Here is a 16,905-nt window from a genome sequence, read left to right on the forward strand (position 1 = left end):
TATCAACTCTCACCAGAAACACTGTAATCCTCCGTCGCAGCATCACTGGCCGATTTCAATGACTGGCCCACGCTCAACACTTCACCAGCATCTACGATACGCCCCGCGACACTTAACTTTTTCAGACGCACCGTACCATCAGCCGCCGCAACCAGGGCATCACCCTCCTGGACCGCAATAACCCTGCCGCACTCGCCTGCCAGATTACCTTCCACCTGTGTCCTGAGCACACTGAACGTCTCGCCATTCAGCAGAAAACGCGGCGCGCCCCATGGCGACACAAAGGGGCCATAATCAGCCGCGCGAACGAAAGCATCAATCTTCTCGGCAGACATGTCCCAGTCGATCCAGCCCCGGTTCGGGACCTGTGAACGTTTGAAAAACCTGCGTTCCCCTTGCTGTTTCTCTCTTGGAATCAAGTCGGGTGAAGCCGTCGCCACATCAAGCAGTCTCTCTACAAGCGGTACACCGAGCGTCACGCATTTGGCGCTGACACTGAAGCCCGTATCCTGCGCCGTAAGTGGGAAGGATTCAGCGAAGACTATCGGCCCTGTATCGATTCCTTCCAGCATCCAGTGCAAGGTAACAGCGTGCTCCCCTGCGCCAAGATAAACAGCCCAGCTTGGAGCATTAAGGCCTGCGAACCCGGGTAAGGCTCCGGGGTGAAGGTTAAAGCTGCCGATGCGCGGGGCCGAAACCACAGCGCCGGGCAGCACAGACAAGGAATGCACGTTTAGCAGCACTTCGACCTCTTCTCGCTCGATGAGGGAGACGAGGTCCCGGGCGGGCCAGGTGCCTGCGGGTATCACTCGATAGCCAAAGCTCTCGGCTACCCTGGCAACACTGAACGGCGCATCCGCTGTATCGCCGGAGGTCGTCACCACAGCAACCACATCCTCAGCGCGCTGATTCAGGGTTCGTAGGACCCGAGCGCCTGCGGCCTCTTCTGCAAACACAATCACTCGCATCAGTACAAGGTCGCGTTATCAGCGTCCAGATAGCTAAGTCCAGACATACTTTCGTGGGGCATGGAGGCCGTGTCCTGGTAAAAGGCAAAGAACGGTAAATGCCGGGTCTTGCTGAAGCCTGCTTGATCAAGTGCCTGGCAAAGCACTTGCTCCTGACTGGATGCCAGCACTTTTACGGAGTCCGCTTTGTGCCGCAGGGCAAAATCGATCACGTCGCGCAATACGGATAACAAATCGTCGCTGCTGCCCCCCTGGGAAAACAGGGCCAGTCGCCACTCACTCTCTGCCTGACGGGGATAGTCAGCTCTGGGGTGCCACAGTAAGGCCGACGCATTGTTCGCCACATGGCAGGAATGGAACACAATGTCGGGGTTCCGACAGAACCACTCGACATGCTGGGTATCGTATGCGGGATGAAACTGACTGGCATAGCGACACTCGGCAAACGTCTCCAGCACAGTTTCTGTCAGGCTGGCTGAGCAAGCGGCAGATGAAGACTGTTCGCTGCGCTTCGATACCAACGGTATATTCCTGGCCAGGTTCAAAGGCAGGTGACCCAGCCAGGGCTGGCGTTGGGCCGCCCGTTTCAGCAGGTAACCAGCACGCAGGGCAATCCGGTACTCCTGTATCGCATCGTCCTGCGACACGGTCGCGAGACGCCCAAACAGGCGTTTGGTTACATCCCCACCGCCGGTGTGATAAACGGCGTTGTAAGAAGATGTGACAGCTTTTAGCAGGGCAATCCCCGTCGCTCCTGATGCTTTTTCAGCATCGACAAACCAATCGCAGGTCCAGGCAGTGTCAACCAACTCACCGTTCACGCTGTGCTGGAAAGGAATAAGCCCCAGCATACCGACGATGATGTCGTCCTGGAGAGCGACATAACCTCTCGGGCGACCTGAATTGAAAGCCTCATCGAAATATTTCCACCTGGTGTGAGTGGCGGGGGCACCCTGTTGTTGCTCAAGGAAGCTCACGAGTGCTTCCTGATGAACTGAAACTAAAGGCTTGATCTGCGTGCCCACCCAACGTCCTCCTCTGCCGACTTCTGATTAGTGTCATTATAGGCACAATCTCTACGGCTACATGATGACATGACGCAATGCAGTGCTTGTTATCTAAAGTGTGATGTAGTTGGCAGTTTTAGCGAGATTACCGGGCCAGTGCACCCTGTTGTGGCAAGCGGGCAGGAAATTAGCCGGTGTGCAGCACATAACGGGGTCGGCCTTGAGGCCGTTTGACAGGTGAAGTCTCCCGCAGGAGCTACTTTGGCTGCCTGGCGGATTGCCGGTTCCTCGTCTGTTACTTTCGGGTACAGTTCACGAAATCGGGCATCTGAAGGCATGGTCGACACCTGACAGGTGCTGATCCATGCCGTCAAGCCTCGCCCCTACTGGGGCATAGCTAGAGACTTGCCTATTTGAAGCTCATTTCACGCAACATGATGCTGCTCTTGATGGTGCGGAGGTCGCCGCGCTTCACGTTTGCTTTCTGGCCTTTGTCCATGGAACCCCAGAGCTTCTCGGCGTGTTTTTCCCAGTAGTCGAACGGCAGGTCATAGGCTGAGCCAGCGGACTTGTGCTCAACGAACAGCCACAGGTCTGGCTCGCCCTCGCGAGCGTTCACGTTGCTGAACATGCGGTAGCTGAGCACGTGGCCTTCCGCTTTCTGCATCTCCAGCGACTTCTGCCAGTTCGCCTTGAGGTCGGCGATGTAATCATCGAAATGCCCGGGCTTGGTCTCTACCGACGTGACCGTCCAGTAACTGCCCCATGAATAGTCTTCCTGGGCAAACAGGCTTACAGGTAACAACAGCAGTACTGCAAAGATGAATCTTTTCATTGTAATTTTCCTTTCATAAATGAAGTGGTTTTCACGTCAGTGCTCTCACCGATTCAAAGACGCCTTTCAAATATAGTACATACTAGAAAATACACAGCGGAAAGCCCTGGCATTTTTCTGCGCTGGAAGCCATTGACGACAATGCCGGTTGCGAGGGGGCCCGGCCGGGGCCCCTTCGCCTTACCCGATAAAGCGGGGTAGGCTCTCCCGCCTCTCGGGAACATACCGCCCATCCATGGGCATAAAAAAGCCGGGCCCAGGGGCCCGGCTGTTGGCGGCGCGATAGCCCTAGAAGCGGTAGGAGAAGTCCAGTCCGTAGCTGCGTTGCGCTGACTGGTGATTGAAGCTGCCACCGAATTCGGGCGCAGGAATGACCTCTTGCAGGTAATCCTCATCCGTCAGGTTACGGCCCCAGGCTGTAATCATCCAATGCTCCGACTCGAGGCCGATGCGCAGGTCCAGCGTGTCGTAGGCGTCACGTGACGAGCGCGAGAAGTTCTGGTTGAAGCCGGGGCCGAAGAACGCATTCCATATGGTCGGCGTCTCTTCACCCTGCAGGGTGTGGAACCAGGTTTCCCCGACATATTGCCAGTCCAGTCGGCTGACCAGGTCAAAGCTGCCCAGGGGCAGGACCCACTCCACGCCCAGGTTTCCGGTGGTATCCGGCGCCTGCGGCACGTCATTGCCTTCCGACAGGGGCCTGTTCCTGTTTTCCTCGATCTCCGAGTCAAGCAGGCCTATGCCGCCGTAAAAGCTGAGACCGTCCGTCACCAGGAAAGTGAAATCAGCCTCGAAGCCCTGCACGTACATCTCGTCGATGGTGGTCACCGAGCGCAGCAGGCCGAACGGTCCGGCAAAGAATTCAAAGAACTGGTTATCTTCGACGTCGGTGCGGAAGATGGCTGCGTTGAGCCGCAGACGATTGTCGAACAGTTCTGACTTCAGGCCAATTTCGTAGGCTGTGGACACTTCCTTGTCGTACTCGTCGGTTACCAGCAACTGCGCATCGACAGCCTCACCGGCACCGCCGAAGCCTGCGTTGAACCAGAAATTCAGCAGGTCTTCCGTGCCCACGGAGTTGAAGCCGCCGCTGCGGAAGCCCACGCCATAACTGGCGTAAAGATTGACGTTGTCTGAAGCGGCCCAGTTCAGGGTTGCCTTGGGCTGGAAGTGGCTGAAGCTGTCATCCCGATCGGGGATGCCGGCGGGGTTGCTCTCGAGAGCCGGGTTGATCTTGCCGGGCAGGTTGATATTGAGACCCGAGCCGTTAACGTTGGGGACCTTATTACTGACCTCGCGGTCCTCGTAATCGTAGCGTGCGGCGAGCGCAAGCTCGAGCGTATCGGTCAGGTCGAACTCAAGTTGCCCGTAGGCTGCGTACACCGTGGTATCAAAATCGTCCCAGAACAGCAGGTCGGTCGGGTTGGGACCATCCGCGGCGACGTAGGGTTGCCGGCGGAAGCCCTGGCCCTGGTCGGCGCCATAGGCCACCACGACCTCGCGTTCGATTTCGGCCACGTAGATACCGGCGATCCAGCGCATACCTTCATCGCCCGGTGAGACCAGTCGGGCATCGAGGCTCAGGTCTTCCTGGTTACGTTCCTGGTACTGGTAACCATCACAGCTGGTTGCGGTGTAGGGCCCATAAACACCCTGGAAGTCGGTATCCGCGCCGGGCGGCAGCACGCCGAAGGGATCAAACAGCGGGCCGAACAGGTCCTCGCGATTGAAGCTATTGAGCGTCTCGCGATCGGACTGACAGGCCGGCGTGACTTCATAGCCGTAAAAGGTGGCGCTGGTGCCGTCGGAGAGCAGGTATTCTTCCAGGTCATTGTAGGCGACACTGGCAACCAGGTCGGCGAAACCGAGGTCCCAGTCCATTTTAACCGAGAAATCCAGCGTCTCCTGCTCGTTCTCACCCGGGGTGTTGAAGGTGTAGCGGAAATCCATTTCGTTCACGTCCTGGAAGTAGCTCTGGGCGCCGAACACCTCGACAAACTGGGGGATCGCAAAGGCGGCATTGAAGTTGATCGCGCCGCCTTTCACCTCGGAGTAGCCGCCGCGAAAGTCCAGCGTCATGGCGTCGCTGACGTTCCAGATTACCCGGGCGCGGGCGCTGGTATCTTCGAGGTAATCCACGGCGTCATCTTCGCCGGTGAAGATATTCTTGTAGAAGCCATCGGTCTCGCGGGTCGAGATGGCAAAGCGCCCCAGCAGCGTGTCGTCGATAATGGGACCGCTCACCATGGCATTGACCTTGTAGGCATCGTTGTTGGCGATGCCACCGCCAATCCTGGCCTCGAATTCGTTGGTCGGCGCCTTGGTGGTGACCAGTACAGCCCCCGCTACTGCGTTACGGCCATACAGCGCGCCCTGTGGGCCTTTCAGGACTTCTATCTGTTGCACGTCGAACAGCTCTTCATTGAAGCTGTTGGGGTTAGTACTGAGCACGCCGTCGACGACGTAGGCGAACGTGGATTCGGCGTCACGCGTTGATACCACACCGCGGATACTGACCTGGGTATCACCGACGTTGGCGGCATCAACGATGGTAACGTTAGGCACCAGCCCGATATAATCAGCCGCCCGTTCAATGCCCGCACGCTGGATGGTGGTTTCGTCTATGGCGCTGATGGCAATCGGCACATCCTGCAGGTTTTCCGTGCGCTTCCGCGCCGTGACGACCACCTCTTCCAGGGCTACTTCCTGGGCGAAAGTCATCGGTGCGGGCATGAAACTGGCAACAGCTGCGGCCAGGCCCAGCGCTATGGGGGTTTTGGTGGGGGTCATCGGGGCTTCTCCATGGGTATTATCGTTATAGTGTCTACGGTTGTGCGCTGTAATCAGTTTAGGCCTAGTTTGCCATTGTAACTGTGAAATATTCCCGAAACGACCCTCGTCCACGGAGGGGATGGGCCGGGCTGCCCCGACTCGCCGTGGCGCAGCTCTGCACCGCGCCACGTTGACCGCGAAGCTTAGCGCAATGCAGGATCAGGCTTAGACGCATCTACACCGAGTTCATCAATCTGACTTCGCAGTGTGGTCTCGTCTATAGCGCCTCCGCGATAAAGCGACACCAGACCCGCCTGCACGATATGCCTGGCACTGACTTCAAAGTGATCCCTCAGCGTGGGCCGCGATTCACTGACCCCGAAACCATCTGTGCCGAGAACGGTGAACTGCGGGGGCATCCAGCGCGCTATCATGCCGGCCAGGCTCTTCTGGTAGTCGCTGACGGCGATAATCGGCGCGGTCTCGCCCGCAAACAGGCTCTCGATATAGGGACGCCGGCCCTCGCCGAAAGGCTGCAGCCGGCCCTCGCGCTCACACTGTTCCGCTTCGCGGGCGAGTTCGATATAACTGGTGACACTCCAAATTGTCGGTGCGTAGCCGAGAGCCTCGAGTACATCCGCCGCCTCCATGGCCTGCTGCATCATCGATCCGCTGGCCAGCAAATGTACGGCCTCTCCCGCGGCGGCAGCCGGTCGCGCGCAATAGGCCCCCTTGATGATACCCTCCTCCACTTGTGGTCCCTCAGGCATGGGTGGCATCGAGTAGTTCTCGTTGTACAGGGTGATGTAGTAGAAAATATTCTCGCCCTCCTGGTACATGCGCCGGATGCCATCGCGAACAATCACCGCCAGCTCATAGGCAAATGCAGGGTCGTAACTCTTGAGATTGGGAAAGGTACTGGCCAGCACATGTGAGTGCCCGTCCTCGTGCTGCAGACCCTCACCGTTCAGGGTGGTCCTGCCGGCGGTACCACCGAGCAGGAAGCCCCTGGCCATCATGTCGGCACAGGCCCAGACCATGTCGCCGACCCGCTGAAACCCGAACATGGAGTAGAAGATGTAGAACGGGATCGTCGGCACGCCGTGTACCGAATACGCGGTGCCGGCCGCCATAAACGACGCCATGGCCCCGGTTTCACAAATGCCCTCCTGCAATATCTGTCCGTCGACGGCCTCGCGGTAGGACATCAGTGACTCCGCATCGACGGGCGTATAGTTCTGTCCCGCGGGGGAATAGATTCCCGCCACCTTGAACAGCGCATCCATGCCAAACGTACGCGCCTCATCGGGCACGATGGGGACCACGTAGCGGCCGATGGATTTATCCTTCATCAACTGTGCCAGCATCCGTACCATGACCATCGTGGTTGACGCCTCGCGTTCACCGCTGCCTTCAACTGCGCTCCTGAACAGCGACAACTCGGGCGCCTCCAACACCGGGCACTCCACGCTGCGTGCAGGCAGGTATCCCCCCAGTCGCTGGCGGTGCTCGCGCAGGTAGCGCATTTCCGCGCTGTCTTCCGGCGGGCGGTAGAACTCCGCGCGCGCTATGGCTGCATCGTCCAGCGGTATCCCGTAGGCGCGGGCGCAGGCCAGGCGCTCCTCGGCGTTGAGGTCCTTCTTCTGGTGCGCGGTGTTACGACCCTGGGCCGCCGGCCCCATACCGTCGCCCTTCACCGTTTTCACCAGTATCACCGTGGGTTTATCTGTAGTCTGCGCCGCGCGCTGGAAGGCAGCGTAGATCTTCTTGGGGTCCTGTCCGCCGCGCTTGATCTGCTTCAGCTCGTCGTCGGTCAGCGCGTTCATCATTCGCTCCAGTTCGGGGTCACCATGCACCCAGTGCTCCCGTTGCGCGTCACCCTCGAGAATGGAATAGCGCTGGTAATCACCATCCACGCACTCTTCCATGCGATTGCGCAACACGCCGTGCTTGTCCATAGCCAGCAGGGCGTCCCAGCCGCCGCCCCAGATGACCTTGATCACGTTCCAGTCCGCGCCGCGGAAAGAGCGCTCCAGTTCCTGGATAATCTTGCCGTTGCCGCGCACCGGACCGTCCAGGCGTTGCAGGTTGCAGTTAACCACCAGGATCAGGTTGTCCAATTTCTCGCGGGCAGCAATATTTATCGTGCCCATCACCTCGGGTTCATCGGACTCGCCATCGCCGATAAAGCACCAGAACTTGCCACCGGTCCGCGGCTTCAGCCCACGATTTTCCAGATACTTGGCGTAGCGCGCCTGATAGATCGCCGAAGGGGTCGACAGCCCCATGGAGGCATTGGGCATCTGCCAGAATTCCGGCATCGAACGCGGGTGGGGATAGGAGCAGAGCCCGCCACCCGGCGCGAGTTCACGCCTGAAATTCTGCAGTTGCTGTTCACTGAGGCGCCCTTCAATGAAAGCGCGGGCGTAGATACCCGGCGCCGCATGCGGCTGCGGCATAACCATGTCGCCGCCGTACTCGGCACTGCGAGCCCGGAAAAAGTGCTGGAAACCCACTTCCAGCATGGTCGCCGCAGAAGCGTAGGTAGCAATATGCCCACCCACCCCGGTGCCCTCGTCCTGGGCGCGCAGCACCATGGCCATGGCGTTCCAGCGCACGATATTCTCGATACGGTTCTCCATATCGATGTCGCCCGGATAAATAGGCTGCTCCGACAGGGGGATGGTGTTGATGTAAGGGGTGTTCAGAGTGGCCTCACTGAGTACCACACCGCGGGACAGGGCGTGGTTCTGCAGGGAACGCAGGATCTCGCGGGCACCGGCGTCGCCGAACTGGTGCAGGATCGCATCCAATGAGTCAGCCCACTCCTGGCGGTCATCGGCCAGTTCATCAATCAGTGTTGTACTTTGTCGATCAACCATCGTTCACTTGCTCCAGCGCTCTACCGGCCCGCGGCCGTTCCACGGCAGCCGTCTCCACGGCGACCGCACTCAATATACCCGCCTGCGCGCGGGAACCCCAGCGGGTGTAACACAGGCACACAGACTCGCCGGCAGTTACCGGCGGCGTCGCACCAGCGTGGTGATAACAATAGCCCCGCCAGGCGACAATGATAAAAATCAAGCGAGTACGCAGGTTGAGAGCCTACTCCCCCGGCAACGACACGTAGCGATGGGCCACCAACTTCCCTACGCGCGACAGCACCCGGTCAAAATTGACATTACGCAAAGCAGCGACATGTCGGTTGCATGACACTGCCATGAAACTTGGAAATCAAACCAGAACGTGCCCAAGCCACTAACAGAAAATACCGCTGTGCATAAAAGCACGCTGCCCGAGCCGCTCGCGTATATCGATGATCGTGCAAGCAGGCCGGCGCAGGTGCGCAAGCAAACCCTGCGCAACCCGAATACGCTGGAGCCACTGCAGCCCTTGCATGCCTGTGACGATGCGCAGGCCGAGTCCGCGCTGGCCGCAGCCGCAAGAGCTCACGAGACCGCGGTGTGGGAGAACACTCCCACCAGCGAGCGGGCGGCCCTGCTGGAAGCGGTCGCCGATGCGCTGGACGCGCCCGAAGTCCAGGAAACCATTGCCGAGGTCGATGCACTGACGACGGGTGCGGTAATCAGTTTGACCCGCAACATGGCACGACTTGCACCGCTGAGCTTCCGCGCCGCAGCGCAGTATCTTCGCGAGGGAAATCTCGAACAGCGCCTGCCCGGCAGGCACGGTGAGGTCGAATACTTCCGGCGCCCCTGGGGCCCGGCCATGCTGATCAGCCCCTGGAACGGTCCCACCGCCATAGGCTGTCACAAAATTGCCAGCGCGCTGGCGGCGGGAGCCCCATGCATCGCCAAACCCTCGGAGTGGACCCCGCACTCAAGCGTGGTAGTTGCCGAAGCGATTGCCCGTGCCGGCCTGCCCCCGGGCACTTTCCAGTTACTGCTCGGCAACCGGGAGACGGCGGGAAAGCTGCTGGGTGACCCACGCATCAAGGCCATCTCTTTCACCGGAGGCACCGAGGGGGGGCGCGCAGTGAGCGCCGCCAGCGTTAACTCGTTCCGCCCCCTGCAACTGGAACTGGGCGGCAACAACCCGCTGGTGGTGTTTGCTGATGCCGATCTAGACCAGGCTGCAGCCGGTATCGCGTTTGGACTGAGCAACCTTAATGCCCAGTGGTGTCGCGCCCTCGGCCGCGTGATCGTGCATCGGGAAGTAAAGCAGGCCTTGCTGGAAAAAGTACAGCACGCGCTTGCAGGCATTCGCATGGGACACTCGCTGGACCCGGACGCGGAGATGGGGCCTCAAATCCACCGCCAGCAGTTCGACTCCGTGCAACGTCACATACAGCGCCTGCGGGCGGCGGGCGGCGAACTACTGCAGTCCACGACACTGCCTGACCTGCCGGGATACTTCATACCTCCCACGCTGGTAGACGGCTGCGATCCCGGGCAGACCCGGGTGGAAATGTTTGGCCCCGTAGCCGCCGTGCACAGTTTTGATACCAGCGCGGAGGCGCTGGCGCTGGCCAACGGCACTGACTACGGTCTCGCTGCCTATGTCTACAGCGGCGATGAACAGGCCGCCTTCGACTTCTCCCGCAAGTTGCGCACCGGAGGCGTGAAAATAAACGGCTACGACCTGCTCTCACTCAGCCCCACCGCACCGCGCGCAGCCTGGGGCATGTCAGGCCTGGGAGAGGAAGGCACCGGCCACAGCATTGAATTTTTCACCGGAGCCCGCGTCGTCGGACTCGTCGCCAGAGGCCCCGCTCAGAACTAGCCCCGGACCTGCGCGGCAAAAGTATGTGGTGGCGTCGCGCACGCCTCAGATTGACTCGATCGCTATCTGCTGGGTCAAACCTGCTTCCGTGAGTGTGAACAGCGCGTCCTCATATTTCGGCGGGCCAAAGCTGGGCTTGGCATTATTGGACAGCGCCACCGGTTCCTTGGGGATTCCGATAAAATTGGTATCGAGTTTACCGTTGCCATTCTTGTCGTAAAAAATGGACACCGCATAATCCCCTGGCGCGAGCAACAGTTCGGCAATCACCAGTTCGCCCTCGCGCGCAGCGTCGATGTCCACGGCAAGTGCGGCTGCCTTGTCATCGCCCAGCCAGGCTTCCTCGTTGTCATAAACCGAGATGTGCAACTCACCAGACACGTCATTGAGACCCGAGACCTCCACCCGCAGAACGCTCTGTGCGGCCGCATTGATGCCGACCAACAGCAGCAGCACCGCCACCCATCTGTACAATTTCATATACTCTCTCCTTCGATCAATGACACTTCCCATAAGCTATCCGGCGCCTGACGCCAGCTGTATCGCTGCAGTAGACCGCGGTCATCCAGCCAGAAACTGGCATCGACAGTATATGGCCCGCCCACAAATCGCCACAGCTCCCAGGGCGATTCCGTATCCGCTTCCCGCTCACACCAGGCGCGTCGCTTACTCACCTCAGGCAGCAACAGCGCTTCACGTGTCGTGTGCGCTGCAATGCGCGGCACCAGCACTGAGCCGCGGCCTCCCTGTGCGCACAAGGAGCGCATCACGGGCCCGGTGAACAGCCGCATGAGGGGGTAGAACAGCGGCGAAGCAGTGCCCGCCTCCCAGGCCTGCGACTGTGGCTCCGCACCAGCACCGGTACGCTGCAACTCCTGCTTATCAGCGCCAACCCGGTAGTCCAGCGTCACGGGCTCATCACCCTGTCGCTCCCAGAGCAGCCTGCAGTGATGCAACAGTCCGTCAGTCACACTCGCTTCCAGCCGGCACTGTAGTCCGGGCGCGCTGCGCTTGCAGTGCACATCCAACGCCGCGGGGGCGCCTGCAGGACGGACCGACCAGGATTCGATCACCCCGGTTTCACCTCCATTGTGCAGGTAGCGATACTGCCCCTGCCCCGGCTCGAGCTGTATCCGAAGCGCGCTCACCTGGCCGCCATCACCTGCATGCGTTGCGCACTCGCAACCCCAGCAAGAGCGCTGGATTACGTGCCGGGGCAACGCGGAGCAAACTCACGGCGACGCGGCGGTGATGCCGGCGCAGAGATGACGGGGTCGATGCGCCAGCAGGTCGGTATCGGTTGACATCAGCTTGTTGAGTGACGCCACCGGGTTCACCGTAGCCACTGTGCAGTTGCTTCCGGGTTCCTGGGGAGTCAGCAGCGGCTGGTTGATATGACCATCGAATGCGCGTTCCCGCCACGGGGTCATGAGCGTGAAATCCTCGTGCAGCGTGGCGATCACACCGGCCCGGCCCTGCAATGGCCGCGCGCTGTAGACCAGTGACAGGCGATTCTCCGCTGCTCGACTGGGCAGGGCCAGTGTAGCCTCCCAGGGTTCAAGCAGCCGCCCCGGTACGGCAATTACCTGGGCCCCGGCCAACGCCGCCAGCTTGGCCGTTTCCGGATAGCGCAGGTCATCTGCGGACAGCAGTGCCAGCCGGCACCAGGGCAGGTCTACAGTACGCAGACGCTGCGCTTTGACGAGGCCGGGAAAGCGCGCGCTGTCATGCAGCTGGTCCTGGCTGGCGATGACCCCGGCGTCGGAAACCAACACCACGCTCAGGGTGTAAGCATCCTCGACCGGTTGCACCATGTCCGCGCACAGGGCCAGGCCAGGACGGCGACGGCAGGCGTCGAGCATGGCATCTATGACGGCTTGGGCAGATATGTTGCCGGTGTCGACGCCGTCCTGCGGCCACGTTTGCGCGAACAATTCGGGCAGCACCGCCAGGCGGGTCGTGGCAGGCAGTTCCGCGACCAGCTGCGGCAAGGCATCCAGCGCAGCCTCTGCATCTGCATCTGCTGGCGGCAGCAGACAGGCCACCAGCGCGGTCTCGCCGGCATTAGGCACCGCTTCGCACTCAGGCTGGTTAACTAGCGGCCCGTACAACTCGGGTCGCCGATTCTGGAAGATATGGCTGCCGTCTGCCCGTAGTTTGCAATCGGCATCGTCGACGTCGATATCGGCCCACACGAAGCACTCCCCTTCGCGGGGCGCACGGGCGAGAATGTCACCTTGCGGCGATACAATCTGGCTTTCTCCAGCGCCGTTAAGGAAGCGCCGGGGAATACCCGTCTCGGCGCTCACCTGATCGAGCTGGTCAAGAGGGATCAAGGGGCCCACCTTGTTGGCTGCGGCGAGAAAACAGCGGTTCTCCGGTGCCCGCGCCGGCACATGCAGCGAGGCTTCATCCAGCGCGAATGAATTCAGCGAATCACAGAACAGTTGTGCGCCGCGCAGGGCCAGGCCGCGTGGCGTTTCGAAGGTGACACCGTCGCGGCAGGGAAACATGGCCAGGCGTCCAACCGGCGTATTCACGACCTCGCTGACACGGTCCGCGCGCTCAAACCAGAGGTTCTCATGCCCCATCAGCGTCTGCTTGTCCGCCTGCGCCAGCAAGGCACCCGCCGGGCTGTACAACAGCGAGGTGACCGTGAGCCCGCAGCTGCGGCGCAGGCTGACGTTGATCACGATGTAGCAGTTATGGCGCCTGGCACGGCCGGCTATCTCTTCCAGGAAGCTGCCATCCAGCGCCAGTGCTACCGTGCGCGCATGTTCTGCGTTGTCATACCAGGAAATGTGGTTGCAGAACTCCGGCAGTACCATCACGTCCGGGCAGCACTCTGCCGCCGCGTCGATCACGCGCAGGCAGGTGACCAGGTTCTCACCAACGTCGTCGCCGGAGGCGAACTGCAGGGCTGCTACGCGAGTCATGCGGACCTAGAAACTGTAGCGGAAGCGAGCACCGAAAGTACGCGGGTTGGGTAACATCAGGTTAACTGCGAACGGCGTGACCTGTCCGGTCGGCATATAGCCAAAGTTGACATTGCCCAGCCCGGTGGTTGCCTGGTCCTCGTCGGCCAGGTTGTTGACATAGGCCACCAATGACCAGTTCTCCCCGTTCAGCCCGGCAGTAAAGTCGGCAATCCAGACTGAGCCAAGGTAACTCATGTTGCCAGAGTCCATGTACTGCTTGGAGCGGTAGTTACCAAACAACTCGGTGAAGTAACCCCAGCCATTGCTGAAGTCGCCCTCGTAGCGAATGGAGGCAACCGCCACATCCTCCGGCGTATTGATAAAGGCCGCGCCGGTGAAGTCGCCCTCGACATTGCCGGACTGGATCTTGTCGTAGGTACCCGGCTCGCCGGATTCACTGATATTGAAATCGGTATACTCCGTCTCCACGTGCGTGTAACCAACGAAGAAGATCCAGTTTTCGGAAGGCCGGTAGGTGGCTTCTATCTCGGCACCATATATCTCGCTCTCGCCGGCATTGGTAATGGATACCTTGGTGATACCCAGCTCGTTGCGCACGAAGTACGGCACCTGCTGGTCGGTGTAATCGTTGTAGAAAATGGCGCCGTTGAGGCGCAGCCTGTTGCCGAGCAGATCGGTCTTTACACCGATTTCATAGGCCCACAGAACCTCGGGGTCGTAGTGGCCGGTGGTGATGTCACCGTTGCCATCGGTGGTGGCTATTCCGCCGGGCTTGAAACCCTTACCCACGGACGCGTAGGCAAATACATCGTCGCTGGCCTGCCAGTCTGCGCTGAAACGGGGCACGAAAGCGGTTTCGTCCACGCTCTCTTTTTGCATCACCGGATCCACCACCTCCAGGTCTGCGTTGAAGTACGGCATGTTCAACAGACCATTGAGATAGGTGTCCTTGGGCAAACCCTCGTAATCGATATTTTCCTCGAGGTAGCGCCCCTCTGCCGTGAAACGCCAGGACTCACCCAGGTTGTACACGAGTGACCCCGCCACCGACCAGTGCTGGGTGTCGCGGTTGATGGGGATGCGATTGGGCACCATCTCGGTTTGCACGCCCGTAAACAGTTCACAGGTAGTCACGTCGCCGGGAATCGTGCAGGTCGGATCAGCAACACGTGATAGCGCGGAGTTGTAGTAATCGGTGTCCACCTGTGAATTGACCCACCACATCTGGTTCATTACCGAATCCATATCCTCCGCCCAGTACAGCAGGTCCGCCATCCACTCGAAATTACCCGCCACGCCACTAAAGCGGAATTCCTGGGAGAACTGGTCATAGTCAAAACTGGTATCCGAATTCGTCTCCACCCCGAACTGCGTGAGCGTCGCCAGGGGCGGGCCGATGTAATTGGGGTCGAAGTTGGCGGAACCGGGAAAGAAAGAATCGAGTTCGTAGGCGGTCTTGTCGAAATCTTCGACGATAGAGGTCTCGTTGTGCGTATAGCCGGTCAATGACAGCACGTCGACCTCACCCATCTGCCACTCCAACTCCAGTGACAGGCGGGTATTCTCGATTTCTGTTCCACGGTAATCCCTGCCCGTATTGGGGTTGGGAGACAGGTTGATATCCTCCTCGCCCACATCGCTGATATCGCCTACCAGCATGGTCGCGCAGGCTGGCGGCAGGCCCACGGTATAACGCCACGCAGGCTGTTCTGCGCACTCTTCCGGCGTCGCCTCCGGCAGGCCCCTGGCACCGCCGGGGATAGGCATTTTTTCAGCATTCTCGCCCACGCTGCCGAGCAGGAAGAAGTCATTCTCCGCGCTGCCCAGTGGCAGGGCCGAAGCCGCCATCACTACTGGCAGTGGTGTGGATTCGTCCTTGACGTACTCGCCGCGCAAATAGGCGGTGAAGCTGCCCTCACTGAGAAAGTTGAGGGCAATGCTGCCGCCGTTCTGCGTGTTGCCACCAAGGTCGCCGCCGGTGATCGGGTTTTCATAGTAGCCGTCGAAGTCCGAACTCAGGGCGGACAGGCTCATGGCCAGTTGTTCGTTGACGGAGAATGACACACTGCCCAGGCCGCGCCAGTAGCCGTGTTCATTCGCCTCGCCCTCAACATAACCGTACACGCCCTCACCAGGCTGCGGCCTTTTGGTCACATAATTTATCGCACCGGCGAAGGCTGAGCGGCCGTAAGTCACGCTTTGCGGCCCCTTGATCACCTCAACCCGCTCCAGTTCCAACAGGCCCATATTGGCGTAGGCACCGCCGCCGGCTACGGTCAGCGTCTCGGATGAGATGTCGATACCGTCCACCAGGATTCCCACGTTGGGTCTGCCCCTGGTGATATTCACGCCACGAATGCTGGGCCGGGTGTCATTGGGCAGCACACCGGTCTGGAAGGTCAGGCTGGAGGAATACTTGGCCACGTCCGCAAGCGAACTTATGGCCTTTTCATCCAGTTGCGCCTGGCCAATCGCGTCAATGGACACCGGCACCGACTGCAGGTTTTCGACTTTTTTGCGCGCGGTGACCAGTATCTCCTCGAGCTGGAAATCATCGCCGCGCAGGGCTTCGACCTCACGTGCGTGCACAGATACTGAGCCTGAGACAACCGTGGTAACGGCAACGGCCAGCGCCAACTTGTATTTCACACTCATATCCGACCCCTTTGTTATTATCAGTCAGTTACTGGCTCGAGCTGGTGCGCTGCCGTCCAGCCGGGTTATCACTAAAATTCTTCCATCAGGCGTCCCCTGCCCGTCACCTTGTCATCAATCCCACAGGCACGCAATGCATGCCAGACAGTCGCCACGTTAATCGGCAATAGGGGCTTTTCCAGCACATGCTCAAGTGTAGGGAAAAGGTCCAAAGTCGACAGGTTGGTACCCGCCTGCACGATCGCGTCCACATTATCACCATCGGCCCGACGCACCGCGGCGAGTACTTCGTCAATACGGGTTTCAGCGATTGCGGTAGCGGACGGCCGATCGAGGCCGACCACCTGCTCCACCTCGTAGCCAAGCTCTTCGAAATACTGTCGCACATTGGCGTCACCGACAGGGGGATAGGGTGTTATCACCGAGATCCGCCGGGCGCCAAAGCACTCAAGGGCCTGCTTTACCGCCTCGGCGCCCGTAGTCAGGCCCAGGTCGCCGATGTGCTCGCGGATACCCTCTTCAAAACGAACACTACCCTCGACACCGCCCCAGAACGTCTCGGCAGACATGCCGAGCATAATATGGCTGACTTTTGCCGATATCACATTGCGCAGTGCGATGGGAATCTCACCGCGCATAATCTCCAGGAAACGCTCGAACACGGTGTTGCTGTCATCACCGCTGGTCTCCACCTCGTCGGCCCAGTTACGCAACTCGATCCAGAAGCGGGACGGGTGCCAGGTAACGCCGTCCAGATGAAACTTCTGCAGGTCGTACTCGACCCCGGTATTGGTGGAGGGAATAACCACGCCGATCTGCGCTCTGTTCGCTATCTGGTAATTCTGCATAGTACTCTGTTTATTGCGCTTCGGCGCCCCGCGGGCAGCCCGCCAGCCATTCATAAACTGGCGAAAACAGGGTCATGCACGCCGCCAGCAACCACGCTTACTTATAGCTCGCGCACTCATCCATGGGCATGACATTTG

The 16,905-nt window shown here is 59.9% G+C and carries 11 protein-coding genes; 1 reads left to right on the plus strand and 10 read right to left on the minus strand.

What is annotated here, in order from left to right:
• Nucleotides 1-2: 2 nt before the first annotated feature.
• From F0M18_RS06000 to aceE, 5 genes are all read right to left on the minus strand, one after another.
• A complete protein-coding gene (locus F0M18_RS06000) occupies nt 3-968 on the minus strand; it encodes a methionyl-tRNA formyltransferase (protein WP_149610493.1) in 966 nt (321 codons plus the stop codon).
• Complete coding sequence (locus F0M18_RS06005; protein ID WP_149610494.1) at nt 968-1,993, minus strand: GNAT family N-acetyltransferase; 1,026 nt, start codon at nt 1,991-1,993, stop codon at nt 968-970. Before F0M18_RS06005 ends, F0M18_RS06000 begins: the two co-directional genes overlap by 1 nt.
• 391 nt (nt 1,994-2,384) lie before the next feature.
• The gene (locus F0M18_RS06010; RefSeq protein WP_149610495.1) at nt 2,385-2,810 is read right to left on the minus strand and encodes a hypothetical protein; all 426 of its coding nucleotides are present in this window, start codon (nt 2,808-2,810) and stop codon (nt 2,385-2,387) included.
• Nucleotides 2,811-3,098: 288 nt separating this feature from the next.
• Nucleotides 3,099-5,600 (minus strand): TonB-dependent receptor, encoded by a 2,502-nt coding sequence (locus tag F0M18_RS06015; RefSeq protein WP_149610496.1) that lies wholly within the window; start codon nt 5,598-5,600, stop codon nt 3,099-3,101.
• Nucleotides 5,601-5,785: 185 nt separating this feature from the next.
• Complete coding sequence (gene aceE, locus F0M18_RS06020; protein ID WP_149610497.1) at nt 5,786-8,464, minus strand: pyruvate dehydrogenase (acetyl-transferring), homodimeric type; 2,679 nt, start codon at nt 8,462-8,464, stop codon at nt 5,786-5,788.
• Between the two features lie 394 nt (nt 8,465-8,858).
• Here aceE and F0M18_RS06025 point away from each other — a divergent pair, with 394 nt between their 5' ends.
• Entirely contained in the window at nt 8,859-10,325 is a 1,467-nt protein-coding gene (locus F0M18_RS06025) for an aldehyde dehydrogenase family protein (RefSeq protein WP_262500845.1), read from the plus strand.
• A gap of 45 nt (nt 10,326-10,370) precedes the next feature.
• Here F0M18_RS06025 and F0M18_RS06030 read toward each other — a convergent pair whose 3' ends face one another.
• From F0M18_RS06030 to F0M18_RS06050, 5 genes are all read right to left on the minus strand, one after another.
• On the minus strand, nt 10,371-10,805 hold the full coding sequence (locus F0M18_RS06030; protein WP_149610499.1) for a DUF2141 domain-containing protein: 435 nt from the start codon (nt 10,803-10,805) through the stop codon (nt 10,371-10,373).
• Nucleotides 10,802-11,473, minus strand: a complete 672-nt coding sequence (locus tag F0M18_RS06035) for a hypothetical protein (protein WP_149610500.1) — start codon at nt 11,471-11,473, stop codon at nt 10,802-10,804. Before F0M18_RS06035 ends, F0M18_RS06030 begins: the two co-directional genes overlap by 4 nt.
• 84 nt (nt 11,474-11,557) lie before the next feature.
• On the minus strand, nt 11,558-13,261 hold the full coding sequence (locus tag F0M18_RS06040; protein ID WP_149610501.1) for a carbon-nitrogen hydrolase family protein: 1,704 nt from the start codon (nt 13,259-13,261) through the stop codon (nt 11,558-11,560).
• Between the two features lie 6 nt (nt 13,262-13,267).
• Nucleotides 13,268-15,919 carry a TonB-dependent receptor gene (locus F0M18_RS06045; protein ID WP_149610502.1) on the minus strand — a complete coding sequence of 884 codons (2,652 nt, stop codon included), beginning with the start codon at nt 15,917-15,919 and terminating at the stop codon, nt 13,268-13,270.
• A gap of 71 nt (nt 15,920-15,990) precedes the next feature.
• Nucleotides 15,991-16,767: a maleate cis-trans isomerase family protein gene (locus F0M18_RS06050; RefSeq protein ID WP_149610503.1), complete on the minus strand. Its 777-nt coding sequence runs from the start codon at nt 16,765-16,767 to the stop codon at nt 15,991-15,993.
• Between the last annotated feature and the right edge of the window lie 138 nt (nt 16,768-16,905).

The sequence above is a fragment of the Pseudohalioglobus sediminis genome, from assembly GCF_008370495.1.
In the GTDB taxonomy this organism is placed as follows: Bacteria; Pseudomonadota; Gammaproteobacteria; order Pseudomonadales; family Halieaceae; genus Halioglobus.

What these genes read in the sequence shown, in the direction of transcription:
- F0M18_RS06015 (WP_149610496.1), bottom strand. Translation starts at nt 5,600, where the DNA reads ATGACCCCCACCAAAACCCCCATAGCGCTGGGCCTGGCCGCAGCTGTT.
- aceE (WP_149610497.1), bottom strand. Translation starts at nt 8,464, where the DNA reads ATGGTTGATCGACAAAGTACAACACTGATTGATGAACTGGCCGATGAC.
- F0M18_RS06030 (WP_149610499.1), bottom strand. Translation starts at nt 10,805, where the DNA reads ATGAAATTGTACAGATGGGTGGCGGTGCTGCTGCTGTTGGTCGGCATC.
- F0M18_RS06045 (WP_149610502.1), bottom strand. Translation starts at nt 15,919, where the DNA reads ATGAGTGTGAAATACAAGTTGGCGCTGGCCGTTGCCGTTACCACGGTT.
- F0M18_RS06040 (WP_149610501.1), bottom strand. Translation starts at nt 13,261, where the DNA reads ATGACTCGCGTAGCAGCCCTGCAGTTCGCCTCCGGCGACGACGTTGGT.
- F0M18_RS06050 (WP_149610503.1), bottom strand. Translation starts at nt 16,767, where the DNA reads ATGCAGAATTACCAGATAGCGAACAGAGCGCAGATCGGCGTGGTTATT.
- F0M18_RS06000 (WP_149610493.1), bottom strand. Translation starts at nt 968, where the DNA reads ATGCGAGTGATTGTGTTTGCAGAAGAGGCCGCAGGCGCTCGGGTCCTA.
- F0M18_RS06010 (WP_149610495.1), bottom strand. Translation starts at nt 2,810, where the DNA reads ATGAAAAGATTCATCTTTGCAGTACTGCTGTTGTTACCTGTAAGCCTG.